Origin of the sequence: Enterobacter sp. JJBC (genome assembly GCF_036936505.1) — a bacterium.
GTDB lineage: Bacteria > Pseudomonadota > Gammaproteobacteria > Enterobacterales > Enterobacteriaceae > Enterobacter > Enterobacter hormaechei_C.
The window spans coordinates 4,419,271-4,435,820 of sequence record NZ_CP136935.1; the positions used below are offsets into that span (position 1 = coordinate 4,419,271).

Annotated in this window: 16 protein-coding genes; 8 read left to right on the plus strand and 8 right to left on the minus strand. The window is 56.1% G+C overall.

Translation table 11 applies throughout. The features are described 5' to 3' along the window. Positions 1–17 precede the first annotated feature (17 nt). Positions 18–887 (plus strand): phosphoribulokinase, encoded by an 870-nt coding sequence (locus RY075_RS21340; protein ID WP_003861663.1) that lies wholly within the window; start codon positions 18–20, stop codon positions 885–887. A gap of 66 nt (positions 888–953) precedes the next feature. Here the strand turns inward: RY075_RS21340 and RY075_RS21345 are convergent, their stop codons facing one another. Beyond that, positions 954–1,358 carry an OsmC family protein gene (locus tag RY075_RS21345; protein WP_003861661.1) on the minus strand — a complete coding sequence of 135 codons (405 nt, stop codon included), beginning with the start codon at positions 1,356–1,358 and terminating at the stop codon, positions 954–956. A 310-nt stretch (positions 1,359–1,668) separates the two neighbouring features. On the opposite strand from RY075_RS21345, the gene crp reads away from it, so the two are divergent. Together crp and RY075_RS21355 are read left to right on the plus strand one after the other, a co-directional pair. Further along, positions 1,669–2,301: a cAMP-activated global transcriptional regulator CRP gene (gene crp, locus RY075_RS21350; RefSeq protein WP_000242758.1), complete on the plus strand. Its 633-nt coding sequence runs from the start codon at positions 1,669–1,671 to the stop codon at positions 2,299–2,301. A 57-nt stretch (positions 2,302–2,358) separates the two neighbouring features. After that, a complete protein-coding gene (locus RY075_RS21355; RefSeq protein ID WP_109948883.1) occupies positions 2,359–4,446 on the plus strand; it encodes a YccS/YhfK family putative transporter in 2,088 nt (695 codons plus the stop codon). On the opposite strand, the gene RY075_RS21360 is transcribed toward RY075_RS21355, so the two are convergent. From RY075_RS21360 to ppiA, 4 genes are all read right to left on the minus strand, one after another. Then, positions 4,443–5,663 (minus strand): aspartate aminotransferase family protein, encoded by a 1,221-nt coding sequence (locus RY075_RS21360; RefSeq protein WP_003861656.1) that lies wholly within the window; start codon positions 5,661–5,663, stop codon positions 4,443–4,445. The two genes, RY075_RS21355 and RY075_RS21360, sit on opposite strands and share 4 nt — an antisense overlap. An 87-nt stretch (positions 5,664–5,750) precedes the next feature. After that, complete coding sequence (gene pabA / locus RY075_RS21365; RefSeq protein WP_003861654.1) at positions 5,751–6,314, minus strand: aminodeoxychorismate synthase component 2; 564 nt, start codon at positions 6,312–6,314, stop codon at positions 5,751–5,753. Positions 6,315–6,344: 30 nt separating this feature from the next. Next, positions 6,345–6,929 carry a putative adenosine monophosphate-protein transferase Fic gene (locus RY075_RS21370; RefSeq protein ID WP_023323821.1) on the minus strand — a complete coding sequence of 195 codons (585 nt, stop codon included), beginning with the start codon at positions 6,927–6,929 and terminating at the stop codon, positions 6,345–6,347. 105 nt (positions 6,930–7,034) lie between these two features. Next, entirely contained in the window at positions 7,035–7,607 is a 573-nt protein-coding gene (gene ppiA, locus RY075_RS21375; RefSeq protein ID WP_003861649.1) for a peptidylprolyl isomerase A, read from the minus strand. A 278-nt stretch (positions 7,608–7,885) separates the two neighbouring features. On the opposite strand from ppiA, the gene tsgA reads away from it, so the two are divergent. The 5 genes from tsgA to RY075_RS21400 all read left to right on the plus strand — a co-directional run bounded on the left by tsgA (position 7,886) and on the right by RY075_RS21400 (position 14,018). Further along, positions 7,886–9,070 carry an MFS transporter TsgA gene (gene tsgA / locus RY075_RS21380; protein WP_003861648.1) on the plus strand — a complete coding sequence of 395 codons (1,185 nt, stop codon included), beginning with the start codon at positions 7,886–7,888 and terminating at the stop codon, positions 9,068–9,070. Positions 9,071–9,329: 259 nt separating this feature from the next. Then, a complete protein-coding gene (gene nirB / locus RY075_RS21385) occupies positions 9,330–11,873 on the plus strand; it encodes a nitrite reductase large subunit NirB (RefSeq protein ID WP_003861645.1) in 2,544 nt (847 codons plus the stop codon). Next, entirely contained in the window at positions 11,870–12,196 is a 327-nt protein-coding gene (nirD, locus tag RY075_RS21390) for a nitrite reductase small subunit NirD (protein ID WP_003861642.1), read from the plus strand. The genes nirB and nirD overlap by 4 nt, the downstream gene beginning before the upstream one ends. Before the next feature lie 134 nt (positions 12,197–12,330). Continuing rightward, positions 12,331–13,704, plus strand: a complete 1,374-nt coding sequence (gene cysG / locus RY075_RS21395; RefSeq protein WP_045345635.1) for a siroheme synthase CysG — start codon at positions 12,331–12,333, stop codon at positions 13,702–13,704. A 143-nt stretch (positions 13,705–13,847) separates the two neighbouring features. Further along, entirely contained in the window at positions 13,848–14,018 is a 171-nt protein-coding gene (locus RY075_RS21400; protein WP_008503029.1) for a YhfL family protein, read from the plus strand. Positions 14,019–14,090: 72 nt separating this feature from the next. Here the strand turns inward: RY075_RS21400 and trpS are convergent, their stop codons facing one another. The 3 genes from trpS to rpe are packed head-to-tail and all read right to left on the minus strand — an operon-like array spanning position 14,091 to position 16,519. Further along, positions 14,091–15,095: a tryptophan--tRNA ligase gene (gene trpS / locus RY075_RS21405; protein ID WP_023298773.1), complete on the minus strand. Its 1,005-nt coding sequence runs from the start codon at positions 15,093–15,095 to the stop codon at positions 14,091–14,093. Continuing rightward, positions 15,088–15,849 carry a phosphoglycolate phosphatase gene (gene gph / locus RY075_RS21410; protein ID WP_003861635.1) on the minus strand — a complete coding sequence of 254 codons (762 nt, stop codon included), beginning with the start codon at positions 15,847–15,849 and terminating at the stop codon, positions 15,088–15,090. Before gph ends, trpS begins: the two co-directional genes overlap by 8 nt. Further along, positions 15,842–16,519: a ribulose-phosphate 3-epimerase gene (gene rpe / locus RY075_RS21415; protein ID WP_003861634.1), complete on the minus strand. Its 678-nt coding sequence runs from the start codon at positions 16,517–16,519 to the stop codon at positions 15,842–15,844. Before rpe ends, gph begins: the two co-directional genes overlap by 8 nt. Between the last annotated feature and the right edge of the window lie 31 nt (positions 16,520–16,550).

Here is a 16,550-nt window from a genome sequence, read left to right on the forward strand (position 1 = left end):
CCAGTCAGGGAGTTGCTATGTCTGCCAGACATCCGGTTATTGCCGTTACGGGTTCGAGTGGGGCGGGAACCACTACCACCAGCCTCGCCTTCCGCAAGATCTTCGCCCAGCTTAACTTACGGGCGGCCGAGGTAGAAGGCGACAGCTTTCACCGCTACACGCGCCCGGAGATGGATATGGCCATCCGCAAGGCGCGCGATCTGGGTAAACACATCAGCTACTTCGGCCCGGAGGCCAATGACTTCGGCCTGCTGGAGCAAACCTTCCGTGAATACGGGCAAAGCGGTACCGGGCAGTCCCGCAAGTATCTCCACACCTACGATGAAGCCGTGCCCTGGAACCAGGTCCCCGGCACGTTCACGCCCTGGCAGCCGCTGCCGGAACCGACTGACGTGCTGTTTTACGAAGGATTGCACGGCGGCGTGGTGACGCCTCAGCACGACGTGGCGCGCCACGTGGATTTGCTGGTGGGGGTGGTGCCGATTGTTAACCTTGAGTGGATCCAGAAGCTGACGCGTGACATGAGCGAGCGCGGCCATTCGCGAGAGGCGGTCATGGACTCGGTGGTGCGCTCCATGGAAGATTACATCAACTTCCTGACGCCGCAGTTCTCCCGAACCCACATTAACTTCCAGCGCGTCCCCACCGTGGACACCTCTAACCCGTTCGCTGCAAAAAGCATCCCGTCGCTGGACGAGAGCTTTGTGGTGATCCACTTCCGCAACCTGGAAGGCATTGATTACCCCTGGCTGCTGGCGATGCTACAGGGTTCGTTTATTTCGCACATGAATACGTTAGTGGTGCCCGGGGGAAAAATGGGGCTGGCAATGGAACTTATCATGACACCGCTGGTGCAGCGGCTGATGGAAGGGAAGCAGATCGCGTGAACATGTTCCCTCTCCCCGTGGGAGAGGGTTAGGGTGAGGGCATCAACACGCACGATGCCCCAATAATTAAGCCTCTATCACTTCATACGTATGGGTGATTTTTACCGCTTTCTCCAGCATTAACGCCACAGAGCAGTATTTCTCCGCAGAAAGGTCAACCGCACGCGAGACCGCCGCATCCTTCAGTTCTTTGCCGGTGACGATAAAGTGCAGATTAATATGCGTGAACAGGCGTGGCGCCTCTTCGCGACGTTCTGACGTCAGCTTCACTTCACAATCGGTCACGTCATGACGGCCTTTTTGCAGGATCGACACCACGTCGATCGCGCTGCATCCGCCCGCCGCCATCAGCACCATCTCCATCGGGCTTGGCGCTTTATCGCCGGAGTTGCCATCCATCAAAACCTGGTGCCCGGAAGCAGACTCGCCCAGGAACGTTAACCCTTCAACCCATTTCACACGCGCTTGCATATTCACTCACTCCAACGTTGCATTTTTTATGACAGATTACGTGTACGTTACATTTCTCGCAACGGAAGGCGACCTGCGTCATGCTGAAGCGAGACACCAGGAGACACGCGGCGAAAGCTATGCTAAAACACTCTGGATGCTACAGTAATACATTGACGTTACACATGTATGCAGAGGACATCAAACTTTACTGGCTGCGAAACGTTACGACAGCCGACTTCCCAGGTATGGGTAAGAATTCGATTGCAACCCCAGAGTCCGGATGCATCTTATGACTCTGGTGACAGCTTATAACAGAGGATAACAGCGCATGGTGCTTGGCAAACCGCAAACAGACCCGACTCTCGAATGGTTCTTGTCTCATTGCCACATTCATAAGTACCCATCAAAGAGCACGCTGATTCACCAGGGTGAAAAAGCGGAAACGTTGTATTACATCGTTAAAGGCTCGGTGGCCGTGCTGATCAAAGATGAAGAAGGGAAAGAGATGATCCTTTCTTATCTGAACCAGGGCGATTTTATCGGTGAACTGGGCCTGTTTGAAGAAGGCCAGGAACGTAGCGCCTGGGTTCGTGCAAAAACAGCATGTGAAGTGGCTGAAATTTCTTATAAGAAATTCCGTCAGCTGATTCAGGTCAACCCTGACATCCTGATGCGTCTCTCTTCCCAGATGGCACGCCGTCTGCAAGTGACCTCTGAGAAGGTAGGTAACCTCGCCTTCCTGGACGTAACCGGTCGTATCGCGCAGACGCTGCTGAACCTGGCGAAACAGCCAGACGCCATGACTCACCCTGACGGTATGCAAATTAAAATTACCCGCCAGGAAATCGGTCAGATCGTCGGCTGCTCCCGTGAAACAGTGGGCCGTATCCTGAAGATGCTGGAAGATCAGAACCTGATCTCCGCCCACGGTAAAACCATCGTGGTTTACGGGACCCGTTAATTCCGGTCAAACGGCGTGCCGCCGCAGGGTGGCACGCCGTTTTTGTCTCTACTCCTCATGTGGCGCAGGCTGATCTATCACCCGGAAGTTAACTACGCACTGCGACAAACGCTGGTGTTGTGTCTTCCCGTGGCCGTGGGCCTGATCCTCGGACATCTTCAGCAAGGCCTGCTGTTTTCCCTCGTGCCCGCCTGCTGCAACATTGCCGGTCTGGATACGCCGCATAAACGCTTTTTTAAACGTCTGATTATTGGCGGCTGCCTGTTTGCCGGCTGTAGCCTTGCCGTACAACTCTTACTGGCCCGCGACATTCCTCTGCCGCTGATCCTGACCGTGCTGGCGATGACGCTCGGCGTCACCGCCGAAATCAGCTCGCTGCACGCCCGCCTGCTTCCCGCGTCGCTGATTGCCGCCATCTTCACCTTAAGCCTTGCAGGTAATATGCCGGTGTGGGAGCCATTGCTGATCTACGCCCTCGGCACGCTGTGGTACGGGCTGTTTAACTGGTTCTGGTTCTGGCTGTGGCGGGAACAGCCGCTGCGCGAATCCCTGAGCCTGCTCTACGTGCAGCTTGCTGAATACTGCGAAGCAAAATACACCCTGCTCACTCAACATACCGACCCGGAAAAATCCCTGCCGCCGCTACTGGCGCGCCAGCAAAAAGTGGTGGATCTGATCAGCCAGTGCTATCAGCAGTTGCACATGCTTGCCGCCAACAAAAATCATGAATACAAGCGGCTGCTGCGAATCTTCCAGGTCGGGCTGGATTTGCAGGAGCATATCTCCGTCAGCCTTCATAATCCGGAAGAGGTGCAAAAGCTGGTGGAGCGCAGCCATGCAGAAGCGGTGATCCGCTGGAACGCGCAGACCGTCGCGGCCCGCCTGCGGGTGCTGGCTGACGATATCCTCTATCACCGCTACCCGACGCGCTTTAACATGGACAAACAGCTCGGCGCGCTGGAAAAGATTGCGCGTCAGCACGCGGATAACCCGGTCGGGCAATTTGCTGCCTGGCATTTCAGCCGCATCGCCCGGGTGTTACGCACCCAGCGCCCGCTTTATGCCCGCGACCTGATGGCCGATAAGCAAAAACGGCTGCCGCTGCTGCCCGCGCTCAAAAGCTATCTTTCACTGAAATCTTCTGCCCTGCGCAATGCCGCACGGATCAGTGTGATGCTGAGCATCGCCAGCCTGATGGGAATGGCCCTGCACCTGCCGAAACCCTACTGGATCTTAATGACCGTACTGTTTGTTACCCAGAACGGCTATGGCGCCACGCGGGTCCGTATTCTGCATCGGGCGGGCGGCACGATGGCGGGGCTGATTATCGCGGGCATAACGCTGCACTTCCACGTGCCGGAGGGCTATACCCTGGCCGGTATGCTGGCAATCACGCTGGTGAGCTATCTGATTATCCGCAAAAACTACGGCTGGGCGATGGTGGGCTTTACGGTGACGGCGGTGTATACCCTTCAACTGCTCACGCTTAACGGGGAACAGTTTATTATTGCCCGTCTGGTCGATACGCTGATTGGCTGCCTGATCGCCTTTGGCGGCATGGTCTGGCTGTGGCCGCAGTGGCAGAGCGGGCTGTTGAGGCAGAACGCCCACGACGCGCTGGAAGCTGACCAGCAGGCCATTCGTCTGATCCTGAGCGATGACCCACAGCCCTCTCCGCTGGCCTACGAGCGCATGAAGGTCAACCAGGCGCATAACGCCCTGTTCAACTCCCTTAACCAGGCCATGCAGGAGCCGGGCTTTAACGCGCACTATCTGGCTGACATGAAGCTGTGGGTCACGCACAGCCAGTTTATCGTCGAGCACATCAATGCCATGACGACGCTGGCGCGGGAGCACACGATGCTGACGCCGGATCTGGCGCAGCGCTATTTGCAGTCGTGTGAAATTGCGTTGCAGCGCTGTCAGCAGCGCCTGGAGTATGATGCACCGGGCGAGTCACGTGATTCGAACATTCTGGAAGCGCCGGAGACGCTGACCCACGGGCCGATGAGCACCCTTGAGCAGCATTTACAGCGCGTTCTCGGCCACCTGAACACCATGCACACCATTTCGTCGGTGGCATGGCGTCAGCGCCCGCATCACGGGATTTGGTTAACGCGCCGGTTAAAACGAACCGCGTATTAGCCGCTGACGATCTTCGCGACCGCCGCGGCAAAACGGGTTAATCCGTCTTCGATGTCTTTGTCTTCCACCACAAGCGATGGCGCAAAGCGCATCACGTCCGGCCCGGCATTGAGCACCATGACGCCTTCGTGCGCGGCGGCGTGCAGGAAATCGCGCGCGCGGCCTTTATACTGAGGCTTCAACTCGGCGCCAATCAGCAGCCCCATTCCGCGGATTTCGCTGAAGACATCAAACTGTTCGTCAATCTGCTGAAGATGTTTCACAAACAGATCGCGTTTCGCATTCACGCCATTCAGGACGTCCGGCGTATTAATGATATCGAACGCCGCACCCGCCACGGCACACGCCAGCGGATTACCGCCGTAGGTGGAGCCGTGTGAGCCCACATGAAATGCGGAAGCGATATCCTGGGTAGTGAGTACCGCACTGACCGGGAAACCGCCGCCGAGCGCTTTCGCGCTGGTCAGAATATCCGGCGTTACGCCGTAGTGCATATAAGCGAACAGATCCCCGGTACGCCCCATCCCACACTGCACTTCATCAAACACCAGCAGCGCCTGGTGCTCGTCACACAGTTCGCGCAGCCCTTGCAGAAATTCCGGGGTGGCCGCCGTGACGCCGCCTTCCCCCTGAATGGGCTCGACCACCACGGCACAGGTGTGATCGTCCATCACCGCTTTAACGGCGTGCAGATCGTTAAACGGCACGTGGATGATATCCGCAGGTTTCGGACCAAAGCCGTCGGAATACTTCGGCTGGCCGCCCACGGAAACGGTAAAGAACGAGCGACCGTGGAAGGCGTTATGGAAGGCGATGATTTTGGTTTTGTACGGACTATGACGCGTGGTTGCGTAGTAGCGCGCCAGCTTAAAGGCAGTTTCGTTGGCTTCGGTGCCGGAGTTCATAAACAGCACGCGTTCGGCGAAGGTGGCATCGATGATCTTACGCCCCAGACGCAGCGCCGGTTCGTTGGTGAACACGTTGCTGGTGTGCCACAGCGTTTCGCCCTGCGTTTTCAGCGCGTCCACCAGCGCAGGATGGCAATGGCCCAGTGCCGTCACCGCAATACCGCCTGCGAAATCAACATACTCGTTGCCCTGCTGATCCCAGACGCGGCTGCCTCTCCCTTTCACCGGGATAAACTCAGCCGGTGCATAAATCGGCAGGATCACTTCATCGAATGTCGCGCGGGTAATTGCTGGTTGTTCAGTTGCCATGTCATGACCATCCATTTTTATGTCACAGTTATTGTGAAAATATAATCACAAAATATGCATAAAAAATCACAGCAAGGCAACCGATATTCAGCGATTAAGGAAATTGGCCAGCAGCGCGTGCCCCTGTTCGCTGAGAATGCTTTCCGGGTGGAACTGCACACCTTCCAGATCGTACTCGCGGTGGCGAATGCCCATGATCTCCTGCGTCTCGCTCCAGGCGGTAACCTCAAAGCAGGCCGGCAGGGTCGGCGGATCAATAATCAGAGAATGGTAGCGCGTCACGGTTAACGGATTGTTTAGCCCCAGGAATGCGCCGGTACCGGTGTGTGTGATCGGTGAGGTTTTGCCATGCATGACTTTCGCGGCACGGACAATGGTGGCGCCAAAGACCTGCGCAATGGCCTGGTGACCCAGGCAGACGCCCAGAATCGGCAGTTTGCCCGCATAGTGTTGGATTACCGCCAGCGAGATGCCGGACTCCGACGGGGTACACGGCCCGGGCGAAATCACGATTTTCTGAGGTGCCAGCGCGTCAATGTCATCCAGCGCGATCTCATCGTTACGGCGGACAACCACCTCTGCCCCCAGCTCGCAAAAATACTGGTAGAGGTTCCAGGTAAAGGAATCATAGTTATCAATCAGCAGAATCATGGCGGCTCCTGAAAAAATGGCCGCCCTATTTTACGCAGATTCCCGCGCTTCGCTCACAACTTTGGCGAAGATGACGTTCAGGGCGGTCAAATCCCCCATCGCCCCGCTCTGGTTGGCGGCAGCCCAGTCGTCCGGGTCGATCCCCTGCCAGTTCAGCACGTAGCCCGCATGAATAGCCAGTTGTTCAAAGAAGATCCGCTGGGCCACGCCATTACCGCTCATAAACGGATGTAGCATGTTGATTTCACAGTAGTAATGACTGATTCTGTCTGTAAACTCTTCTTTCTGAAGGCCTACCAGATATTTATCACTTTCCAGCGAAGCCATCAGCTCATTACCCACTTTCTCGATGTACTCGAAATGGCAAAAAGGAATGTCGCCCTTGGAAATATCGGCGGTGCGCAGCTCGCCCGCGCCTTTCATTTCGTTGCGGAATAAATGGCGGTGAATAAGACACAGATGGGGTAAACCCGGTGCGGAAGGCCCCAGTTCCAGCGTCTCGATATCGGGTTCAGCGGGCCCCTTACCTTTTTCAAGGAGGCAGCTGGCCTGAAAATTGACATTACGTTGTTGCTCCCAGAGACGGGATTTTTGCTTGTCGGTGAGTTTTTTCACTACGCCTCCCTGAATAGTCCGTTTGCCACAAGTATAAGCAGCAAAACGCGCTTTCGCAGGGAGGGCGGAAAGACACGGGCAAGATGTGCCCGTGTGAGGGAACGATTACGGCAGCACTTTCGCGGAGAGAATGACGACAGGCTTAGTCGGCACATTCTGGTATGGACCGACATCGTGAGTCTGAACCTGAGAGATCTTATCCGCCACGTCCATGCCTTTCACCACTTTGCCAAACACCGCGTAGCCAAAGTCGCGCTGACCGTGGTCCAGGAAGGCGTTATCAGCCACGTTGAGGAAGAACTGGCTGGTGGCGCTGTCTTTGTCCGCCGTACGCGCCATCGAGATGGTGCCGCGCTTGTTCAGCAGGCCGTTGTCAGCTTCATTTTTGATGGGCGGGTTAGGCTGTTTCTGCTGCATCTGCTCGTTAAAACCGCCACCCTGAATCATAAAGCCCGGGATCACGCGGTGGAACGTGGTGTTGTTATAAAAACCACTGTTCACGTAGTCGAGGAAGTTTTTCACCGAAACAGGGGCTTTCTGGCTATCCAGCTCCAGCTCAATATTCCCCGCAGAGGTAGTCAGCAGGACGTGAGGGTCTCCTTTAGCTGCCAGCGCAGCAGGGGAAACGGCAGAAAGAGCAAACACAGCTGCAACAGCCGCCAGTGTTGATTTGAGCATGAGAATTCCTTAACAAAGCGCAGTATAAAAAGCGAATGGCTTGATTCTAAAGAGCAGTATGAACCCAGACCAGTCTTTTACCTAATTTTACCAAATTGAAACAATTATTACCGCGCAAACGATTGTTCATCCCGCAACGTAATGTGATCTGCATCACGTTAAAACCTGCAATTGTGCTCAAAATTTTCTGAAAAGATTTAATTAGATCACTTTCGCGACTAAAATCTGCCCGCTCAAACGCAGTCATTGCGTTTTTCTTTACTTTTAACAGGCCAGACATGACTAACAGCAATCGCATCAAGCTCACATGGATTAGCTTCTTCTCTTACGCCCTGACCGGCGCGTTGGTGATCGTCACCGGGATGGTGATGGGAAATATCGCAGACTACTTCCAGCTGCCCGTTTCCAGCATGAGTAACACCTTCACCTTCCTGAACGCGGGGATCCTGATCTCTATTTTCCTTAATGCCTGGCTGATGGAAATCGTGCCGCTGAAAACGCAGCTGCGTTTTGGCTTCGTGCTGATGGTTGCCGCCGTGGCGGGCCTGATGTTGAGCCACAGCATCGCCCTCTTCTCTGCCGCCATGTTCGTACTGGGCCTGGTGAGCGGGATCACCATGTCGATCGGTACGTTTCTGATTACGCACATGTATGAAGGCCGCCAGCGCGGCGCGCGTCTGCTGTTCACCGACTCCTTCTTCAGCATGGCCGGGATGATTTTCCCGATGGTCGCCGCGTATCTTCTGGCGCGCAGCATTGAGTGGTACTGGGTATATGCCTGCATTGGTCTGGTCTATGTCGCGATCTTTATTCTCACCTTCGGCTGCGAGTTCCCGGTGCTGGGCAAAAAAGCGCAGACAACATCCGAGCCGGTTGCGAAAGAAAAATGGGGTATCGGCGTACTGTTCCTCTCCATCGCCGCGCTGTGTTACATCCTCGGCCAGCTGGGCTTTATCTCCTGGGTTCCAGAGTATGCTAAAGGTCTGGGCATGAGCCTGAACGACGCGGGTAAACTGGTGAGCGATTTCTGGATGTCTTACATGTTCGGCATGTGGGCATTTAGCTTTATCCTGCGCTTCTTCGACCTGCAACGGATCCTGACCGTTCTGGCGGGTCTGGCGACCGTGCTGATGTATCTGTTCATCAACGGTTCCCCGGAGCATATGCCGTGGTTCATCCTGACCCTGGGCTTCTTCTCCAGCGCGATTTATACCTCGATCATCACCCTTGGCTCTCTTCAGACCAAAGTGGCCTCGCCAAAGCTGGTGAACTTTGTGCTGACCTGCGGCACCATCGGCACCATGCTGACCTTCGTGGTCACGGGCCCGATTGTTGCGCACAGCGGCCCGCTGGCGGCGCTGCATACCGCTAACGGTCTGTACGCCGTAGTGTTTATCATGTGCTTCGTGCTGGGCTTTGTGACCCGTCACCGTCAACACAACCCGGCAACAGCTACCCACTAATCGCCGTAACCCCTTTGCGTGCTGCAAAGGGGTTTCCCCCTGCTCACCCGCCCTGCCCGCCGATGGGTAAAAACCCCATTAATTTTGTGCGAAAAACGAACAAGCACAAAAATCAAACAATATCCGTCACTTATAAAAATCCTGACAAATCATAGATATACCCCCTAAGGGGTAGGTGAAGGCGTATTTGATTTGCATCAATAAGTGCCCCTGCTGAATCGTTAAGGTAGGCAGTAATAGAAAAGAAATCGAGGCAAAAATGAGCAAAGTCAGACTCGCTATCATCGGTAACGGCATGGTCGGCCACCGCTTTATTGAGGATCTTCTCGATAAAGCCGATGCTGAGCAGTTCGATATTACCGTGTTCTGTGAAGAACCCCGCAAGGCGTACGACCGTGTGCACTTGTCTTCCTACTTCTCTCACCATACCGCCGAAGAGCTCTCTCTGGTGCGTGAAGGGTTCTACGAGAAGCATGGCGTAAAAGTGCTGGTGGGCGAACGCGCTATCACCATCAACCGTCAGGAGAAAGTAATCCACTCCAGTGCCGGACGTACGGTTTTTTACGATAAGCTGATCATGGCGACGGGCTCGTATCCGTGGATCCCGCCTATTAAAGGGTCGGAAACCCAGGATTGTTTCGTTTACCGTACCATTGAAGACCTCAACGCCATTGAATCCTGCGCACGTCGAAGCAAACGCGGCGCGGTTGTCGGCGGTGGTCTGCTGGGTCTGGAAGCGGCAGGCGCGCTGAAAAACCTCGGCGTTGAAACCCACGTTATCGAATTTGCCCCGATGCTGATGGCCGAACAGCTCGACCACATGGGTGGCGATCAGCTGCGCCGTAAGATCGAAAGCATGGGCGTGAAAGTTCACACCAGCAAAAACACCAAAGAGATCGTTCAGGAAGGGACTGAAGCACGCAAAACCATGCGCTTTGCCGACGGCAGCGAGCTGGAAGTGGACTTCATCGTCTTCTCCACCGGTATCCGCCCGCGCGACAAGCTGGCAACGCAATGCGGTCTGGCCGTCGCGCAGCGCGGCGGGATCATGATCAACGATACCTGCCAGACCTCCGACCCGGATATTTACGCCATCGGCGAATGCGCCAGCTGGAACAACCGCGTATTCGGCCTGGTCGCGCCTGGGTACAAAATGGCGCAGGTCGCCGTGGATCATATCCTGGGCAGCGAAAACGCCTTCACCGGCGCAGACATGAGCGCCAAGCTGAAGCTGCTGGGCGTGGACGTGGGCGGTATTGGCGATGCGCATGGTCGCACCCCGAACTCCCGCAGCTATGTTTATCTGGACGAAAGCAAAGAAGTCTACAAACGTCTTATCGTCAGCCAGGACAACAAAACCCTGCTCGGGGCGGTGCTGGTGGGCGACACCAGCGACTTCGGTAACCTGCTCCAGCTGGTATTGAACGCCATTGAGCTGCCGGAAAACCCGGACGCGCTGATCCTCCCGGCGCACGCCTCCAGCGGTAAGCCGTCCATCGGTGTGGATAAACTGCCGGACAGCGCGCAAATCTGTTCCTGCTTCGACGTCACCAAAGGCATGCTGATCTCCGCCATTAACAAAGGCTGCCACACCGTTGCGGCGCTGAAGGCGGAAACCAAAGCCGGGACCGGCTGCGGCGGCTGTATCCCGCTGGTCACCCAGGTGCTGAACGCCGAGCTGGCAAAACAGGGCATTGAAGTGAACAACAACCTGTGCGAGCACTTCGCTTACTCTCGCCAGGAGCTGTACCACCTGATCCGCGTGGAAGGCATTAAGTCCTTTGACGAACTGCTGGAGAAACACGGCCAGGGCTATGGCTGTGAAGTATGTAAGCCTACTGTTGGTTCGCTACTTGCGTCCTGCTGGAACGAATATGTGCTCAAACCAGAACACACTCCGCTTCAGGACACCAACGATAACTTCCTGGCCAATATTCAGAAAGACGGGACTTACTCGGTGATCCCGCGTTCTGCCGGAGGGGAAATCACCCCGGAAGGGCTGGTCGCCGTGGGTCGTATCGCCCGTGAGTTTAACCTGTACACCAAAATCACCGGTTCCCAGCGTATCGGCCTGTTTGGCGCGCAGAAGGACGACCTGCCGGAAATCTGGCGTCAGCTGATTGAAGCGGGCTTCGAAACCGGTCACGCGTACGCCAAGGCGCTGCGCATGGCGAAAACCTGCGTGGGCAGCACCTGGTGCCGCTACGGCGTCGGCGACAGCGTGGGCTTCGGCGTTGAGCTGGAAAACCGCTACAAAGGCATCCGTACCCCGCACAAAATGAAGTTCGGCGTCTCAGGGTGTACACGTGAATGTGCAGAAGCGCAGGGTAAAGACGTGGGTATCATTGCCACCGAGAAAGGCTGGAACCTGTACGTGTGCGGCAACGGCGGGATGAAACCTCGCCACGCGGATCTGCTGGCCGCCGATCTCGATCGCGATACGCTGATCAAATACCTCGACCGCTTCATGATGTTCTACATTCGTACCGCCGATAAGCTGACCCGTACCGCGTCCTGGCTGGATAATCTTGAAGGCGGCATCGACTACCTGAAGTCAGTCATTATCGACGACAAGCTGGGCCTGAATGAACAGCTGGAATCCGAGATGACTCGACTGCGCGAGGCGGTGATCTGCGAGTGGACCGAAACCGTGAACACGCCAGCGGCGCAGACGCGCTTCAAACACTTTATCAACAGCACCCAGCGCGACCCGAACGTGCAGGTGGTGCCGGAGCGTGAACAGCATCGTCCAGCGACCCCGTATGAACGTATTCCGGTGATGCTGGTGGAGGAAAACGCATGAGCCAGTGGGTAAACATCTGCAATATTAACGACATTCTGCCAGCAACCGGCGTCTGTGCCCTGCTGGGCAACGAGCAGGTGGCGATTTTCCGTCCTCGCCACGATGAACAGGTCTATGCCATCAGCAATATCGACCCGTTCTTCGAGGCCAGCGTGCTCTCCCGCGGTCTGATTGCGGAGCACCAGGGCGAACTGTGGGTTGCCAGCCCGCTGAAAAAGCAGCGCTTCCGCTTAACCGACGGGCGCTGCATGGAAGATGAAAGCTTCTCGGTCAAACACTACGACGTCCGCGTGAAGGACGGCAAGGTGCAGCTGAAAGGGTAACCCCTCGCCTTTTCAATAGGAAAGGCTTATGACCCCTTATGGGTAACGGCAGGAAAAACCGTATGTTCTGTACGATTCCTGCTGTTATCCTGACGTCAATTCTTCCCCCGCCATGAATGCTGTGAGGTAACGTCGTGGATCACCTGCCGATTTTTTGTCAATTACGCAACCGCGACTGCCTGCTCGTGGGCGGCGGCGATGTGGCTGAACGCAAGGCGCGCCTGCTGTTAGAGGCGGGCGCCCGACTGACCGTTAACGCCCTCACCTTCGCCCCACAGTTTGACGTCTGGGCGCAGGAAGGGATGCTCACCCAGGTGCAGGGCGAATTTGATGAATCCCTGCTGGATACCTGCTGGCTGACCATCGCCGCAACGGATAACGATGACGTTAACCAGCGCGTCAGCGACGCCTGCGAAGCGCGCCGCATCTTCTGTAACGTGGTGGATGCGCCGAAAGAGGCGAGCTTTATCATGCCGTCGATTATCGACCGTTCACCGCTGATGATTGCGGTGTCGTCCGGCGGGCGCTCGCCCGTTCTTGCTCGTCTGCTGCGGGAAAAACTGGAAGCCGTGCTGCCGCAGCATCTTGGTCAGATTGCCCAATACGCCGGGCTGCTGCGTTCCCGCGTGAAGCAAACCTTCGCAACCGTGGGCGAACGCCGTCGCTTCTGGGAAAAGTTCTTTGTCAATGACAGGCTGGCGCAGTCGCTGGCCAATCAGGACACCAAAGCCGTTGAAGAGACGACCGAACAGCTCCTGAGCGAGCCGCTGGATCATCGCGGTGAAGTGGTACTGGTGGGCGCAGGTCCCGGCGATGCGGGCTTGCTGACGCTGAAGGGTCTCCAGCAGATCCAGCAGGCGGACATCGTGGTGTATGACCGTCTGGTCTCTGATGACATCATGAATCTGGTACGCCGCGATGCTGACCGCGTGTTCGTCGGCAAACGGGCAGGTTATCACTGCGTACCGCAGGAGGAGATCAACCAGATCCTGCTGCGGGAAGCGCAGAAAGGTAAGCGTGTGGTGCGTCTGAAAGGGGGCGATCCCTTTATCTTTGGTCGCGGCGGCGAGGAGCTGGAAACTCTCTGCAACGCGGGCATTCCATTCTCCGTGGTGCCGGGTATTACGGCGGCATCCGGCTGTTCTGCCTATTCCGGCATTCCGTTAACCCATCGCGACTATGCCCAGAGCGTGCGCCTGGTGACGGGCCACCTGAAAACCGGCAGCGAGCTGGACTGGCATAATCTGGCCGCTGAAAAGCAGACGCTGGTCTTCTACATGGGGCTAAATCAGGCAGCCACGATTCAGGCGAAACTGCTGGAGCACGGCATGGAAGCAGATATGCCGGTCGCACTGGTGGAAAACGGCACCGCCATTACGCAGCGCGTGGTCGATGGCGTGCTGACGCAGCTGGGTGAGCTGGCGCAGCAGGTTGAAAGCCCGGCGCTGATCGTGGTGGGCCGCGTGGTAGCACTGCGTGAAAAACTGAACTGGTTCTCCAGCCACTAACGCACAATCACTCTCCCGGGAGTAGTCTTGAAGCGGACTACTCCCTTCTTACCTCAATCGATAACATACCGCCCGCATAATGGAACTTTTCCATTTATTCCCTCGTGTTACATCCAATTTTAGATTTTAGACAAGGAATGCGTATGTTCAAACTGGCTAAAGCTGCCGTTCTGGTCGGCCTGTTATCAACTCTGACGGCCTGCACCGGTCACGTTCAAAATACTAAAAATAATTGCAGCTATGATTACCTGCTGCATCCGGCGATCTCCATTTCGAAGATCATTGGCGGTTGCGGCCCGGCGGCACAGCAGTAAGCGTTTTTCAGGCGTAAAAAAACCGGGAATTTCCCGGTTTTTTTATTGAGTCCGTATTTGTCCGGTGGCGGCTTAAGGTTTCGCCACAAACCCAATCGCCTCGTACACCGCTTTCAGGGTTTCCGACGCGCGCGCGCTGGCTTTTTCTGCGCCCTCTTTCATCACTTTTTGCAGGAAAGCTTCGTCGTTACGGTAACGGTGATAGCGCTCCTGCAACTCGGTCAGCATGCCGGAAACGGCGTCTGCCACTTCGCCTTTCAGGTGGCCGTACATCTTGCCTTCAAAGTGTTTTTCCAGCTCAGGGATGCTCTGTCCGGTCACACCGGAGAGAATGTCCAGCAGGTTGGATACGCCCGCTTTGTTCTGCACGTCGTAGCGCACCACTGGCGGCTCATCGGAGTCGGTCACCGCACGCTTGAGCTTTTTCACCACCGATTTCGGATCTTCCAGCAGGCCGATAACGTTGTTGCGGTTATCGTCAGACTTGGACATCTTTTTGGTCGGCTCCAGCAGGGACATCACGCGCGCGCCGGATTTCGGAATAAACGGCTCAGGCACTTTGAACACGTCGCCGTAAAGCGCATTGAAGCGCTGGGCAATATCGCGGCTCAGCTCCAGGTGCTGCTTCTGGTCTTCACCCACCGGCACCTGGTTGGTCTGGTACAGCAGAATGTCGGCCGCCATCAGCACCGGATAGTCAAACAGACCGGCGTTGATGTTCTCAGAGTAGCGCGCAGACTTATCCTTGAACTGGGTCATGCGGCTCAGCTCGCCGAAATAGGTGTAGCAGTTCAGCGCCCAGCCCAGCTGCGCGTGCTCTGGTACGTGAGACTGAACGAAAATGGTGCTCTTCTCTGGATCGATACCGCACGCCAGGTACAGCGCCAGCGTATCGAGCGTCGCCTTGCGCAGCTTCTCGGGATCCTGACGCGCGGTGATAGCATGCAAATCCACGATGCAGTAAATGCAGTGGTAGTCATCCTGCATGCTCACCCACTGACGTAACGCACCCATGTAGTTACCAATGGTCAGTTCACCTGAAGGCTGTGCGCCACTAAAAACGATGGGCTTAGTCATTATTCAATTCCTGATGTTCACTGTGCGAGAGCCCGAGTGCGGGCAACAAATCTTTGAAGTGGTCGAACACAACGTCCGGCTCACTCAGCGTAATGGCTTCACCGTAGTTGTAGCCGTAGGTCAACCCAACCGACGGGCAACCTGCCGCTCTGGCAGCCAGAATATCATTGCGGGAATCCCCGACAAAGAGCAGCTCCGCAGGTGCTAAGGATAATTTTCCTGCCACCAGCAATAGCGGTTCCGGATGCGGCTTTTTATTCTGTACGTCATCGCCGCCCACAATTACGGAGAAGTATTTCGCGATATCCAGCACTTCCAGCAGAGGCGCAACGAACGGTGTCGGCTTGTTAGTCACCAGCCCCAGCGGGATGCCTTTAGCATGTAGCGCGCTCAGCGTTTCAGCGACATCCGGGAACAGGAAGCTGCCCTCTTCGACGGTCTCTTCGTAGAAACGGTCGAACAGTTTGCGCAGAATACGCTGCTGCTCATCCTGGGGAATATCCGCGTGGTCAACACTCGGTTTACCTTGCGCGGAACGCTGAGAGGCACGCTCCTGACGAGCCCAGGTCAGCGCGCGCTCCATCAGCACGTCTGCACCGTTACCAATCCACGTCACCACGCGCTCTTCGCCTGCAACGGGGAGTTCAAGGGCATATAGCGCCTGATCGACGGCGCGGGTTAATCCTGGCGCGCTGTCGACCAGCGTGCCGTCGAGGTCAAATGCTACACCCCGAATAGCCTGCAATTTATCCATGACTTACCTTCGCCAGTTCACGGCGCATTTCATCAATGACTTTTTTGTAATCCGGTTGATCGAAGATGGCGGAGCCTGCGACGAACATATCCGCCCCTGCCGCCGCAATCTCACCGATGTTATTGACCTTCACGCCGCCGTCCACTTCCAGACGAATATCATAGCCAGACTCATCGATACGGCGGCGCACTTCACGCAGTTTGTCGAGGGTCTGAGGGATAAATGACTGACCACCAAAGCCAGGGTTGACGGACATCAGCAGGATCACGTCCAGCTTGTCCATCACGTAGTCGAGATAGCTCAGCGGGGTCGCCGGGTTAAAGACCAGCCCCGCCTTACAGCCGTTCTCTTTGATCAGCTGTAGCGTGCGGTCAACGTGTTCGGAGGCTTCCGGGTGGAAAGTGATGATGCTGGCACCCGCCGCGGCGAAATCGGGTACGATGCGGTCAACCGGTTTCACCATCAGATGCACGTCAATGGGCGCGGTGATCCCGTAGTTACGCAGTGCTTTAAGCACCATCGGACCGATGGTCAGGTTGGGAACGTAGTGGTTATCCATAACGTCGAAATGGACGACATCCGCGCCAGCCGCGAGAGCTTTGGCAGTGTCTTCACCCAGGCGGGCAAAATCGGCCGACAGAATTGAGGGGGCAATCAAAAACTGTTTCATCCGCATCTCCTTGAAATGTGTTTACCGGCGG

Bases quoted from the DNA above. Each gene is read 5' to 3' on its own strand.
- RY075_RS21400 (WP_008503029.1), top strand. From the start codon at position 13,848: ATGTTCAAACTGGCTAAAGCTGCCGTTCTGGTCGGCCTGTTATCAACT.
- tsgA (WP_003861648.1), top strand. From the start codon at position 7,886: ATGACTAACAGCAATCGCATCAAGCTCACATGGATTAGCTTCTTCTCT.
- RY075_RS21355 (WP_109948883.1), top strand. From the start codon at position 2,359: ATGTGGCGCAGGCTGATCTATCACCCGGAAGTTAACTACGCACTGCGA.
- trpS (WP_023298773.1), bottom strand. From the start codon at position 15,095: ATGACTAAGCCCATCGTTTTTAGTGGCGCACAGCCTTCAGGTGAACTG.
- RY075_RS21360 (WP_003861656.1), bottom strand. From the start codon at position 5,663: ATGGCAACTGAACAACCAGCAATTACCCGCGCGACATTCGATGAAGTG.
- RY075_RS21340 (WP_003861663.1), top strand. From the start codon at position 18: ATGTCTGCCAGACATCCGGTTATTGCCGTTACGGGTTCGAGTGGGGCG.
- ppiA (WP_003861649.1), bottom strand. From the start codon at position 7,607: ATGCTCAAATCAACACTGGCGGCTGTTGCAGCTGTGTTTGCTCTTTCT.
- RY075_RS21345 (WP_003861661.1), bottom strand. From the start codon at position 1,358: ATGCAAGCGCGTGTGAAATGGGTTGAAGGGTTAACGTTCCTGGGCGAG.
- nirD (WP_003861642.1), top strand. From the start codon at position 11,870: ATGAGCCAGTGGGTAAACATCTGCAATATTAACGACATTCTGCCAGCA.
- rpe (WP_003861634.1), bottom strand. From the start codon at position 16,519: ATGAAACAGTTTTTGATTGCCCCCTCAATTCTGTCGGCCGATTTTGCC.
- gph (WP_003861635.1), bottom strand. From the start codon at position 15,849: ATGGATAAATTGCAGGCTATTCGGGGTGTAGCATTTGACCTCGACGGC.
- pabA (WP_003861654.1), bottom strand. From the start codon at position 6,314: ATGATTCTGCTGATTGATAACTATGATTCCTTTACCTGGAACCTCTAC.
- nirB (WP_003861645.1), top strand. From the start codon at position 9,330: ATGAGCAAAGTCAGACTCGCTATCATCGGTAACGGCATGGTCGGCCAC.
- crp (WP_000242758.1), top strand. From the start codon at position 1,669: ATGGTGCTTGGCAAACCGCAAACAGACCCGACTCTCGAATGGTTCTTG.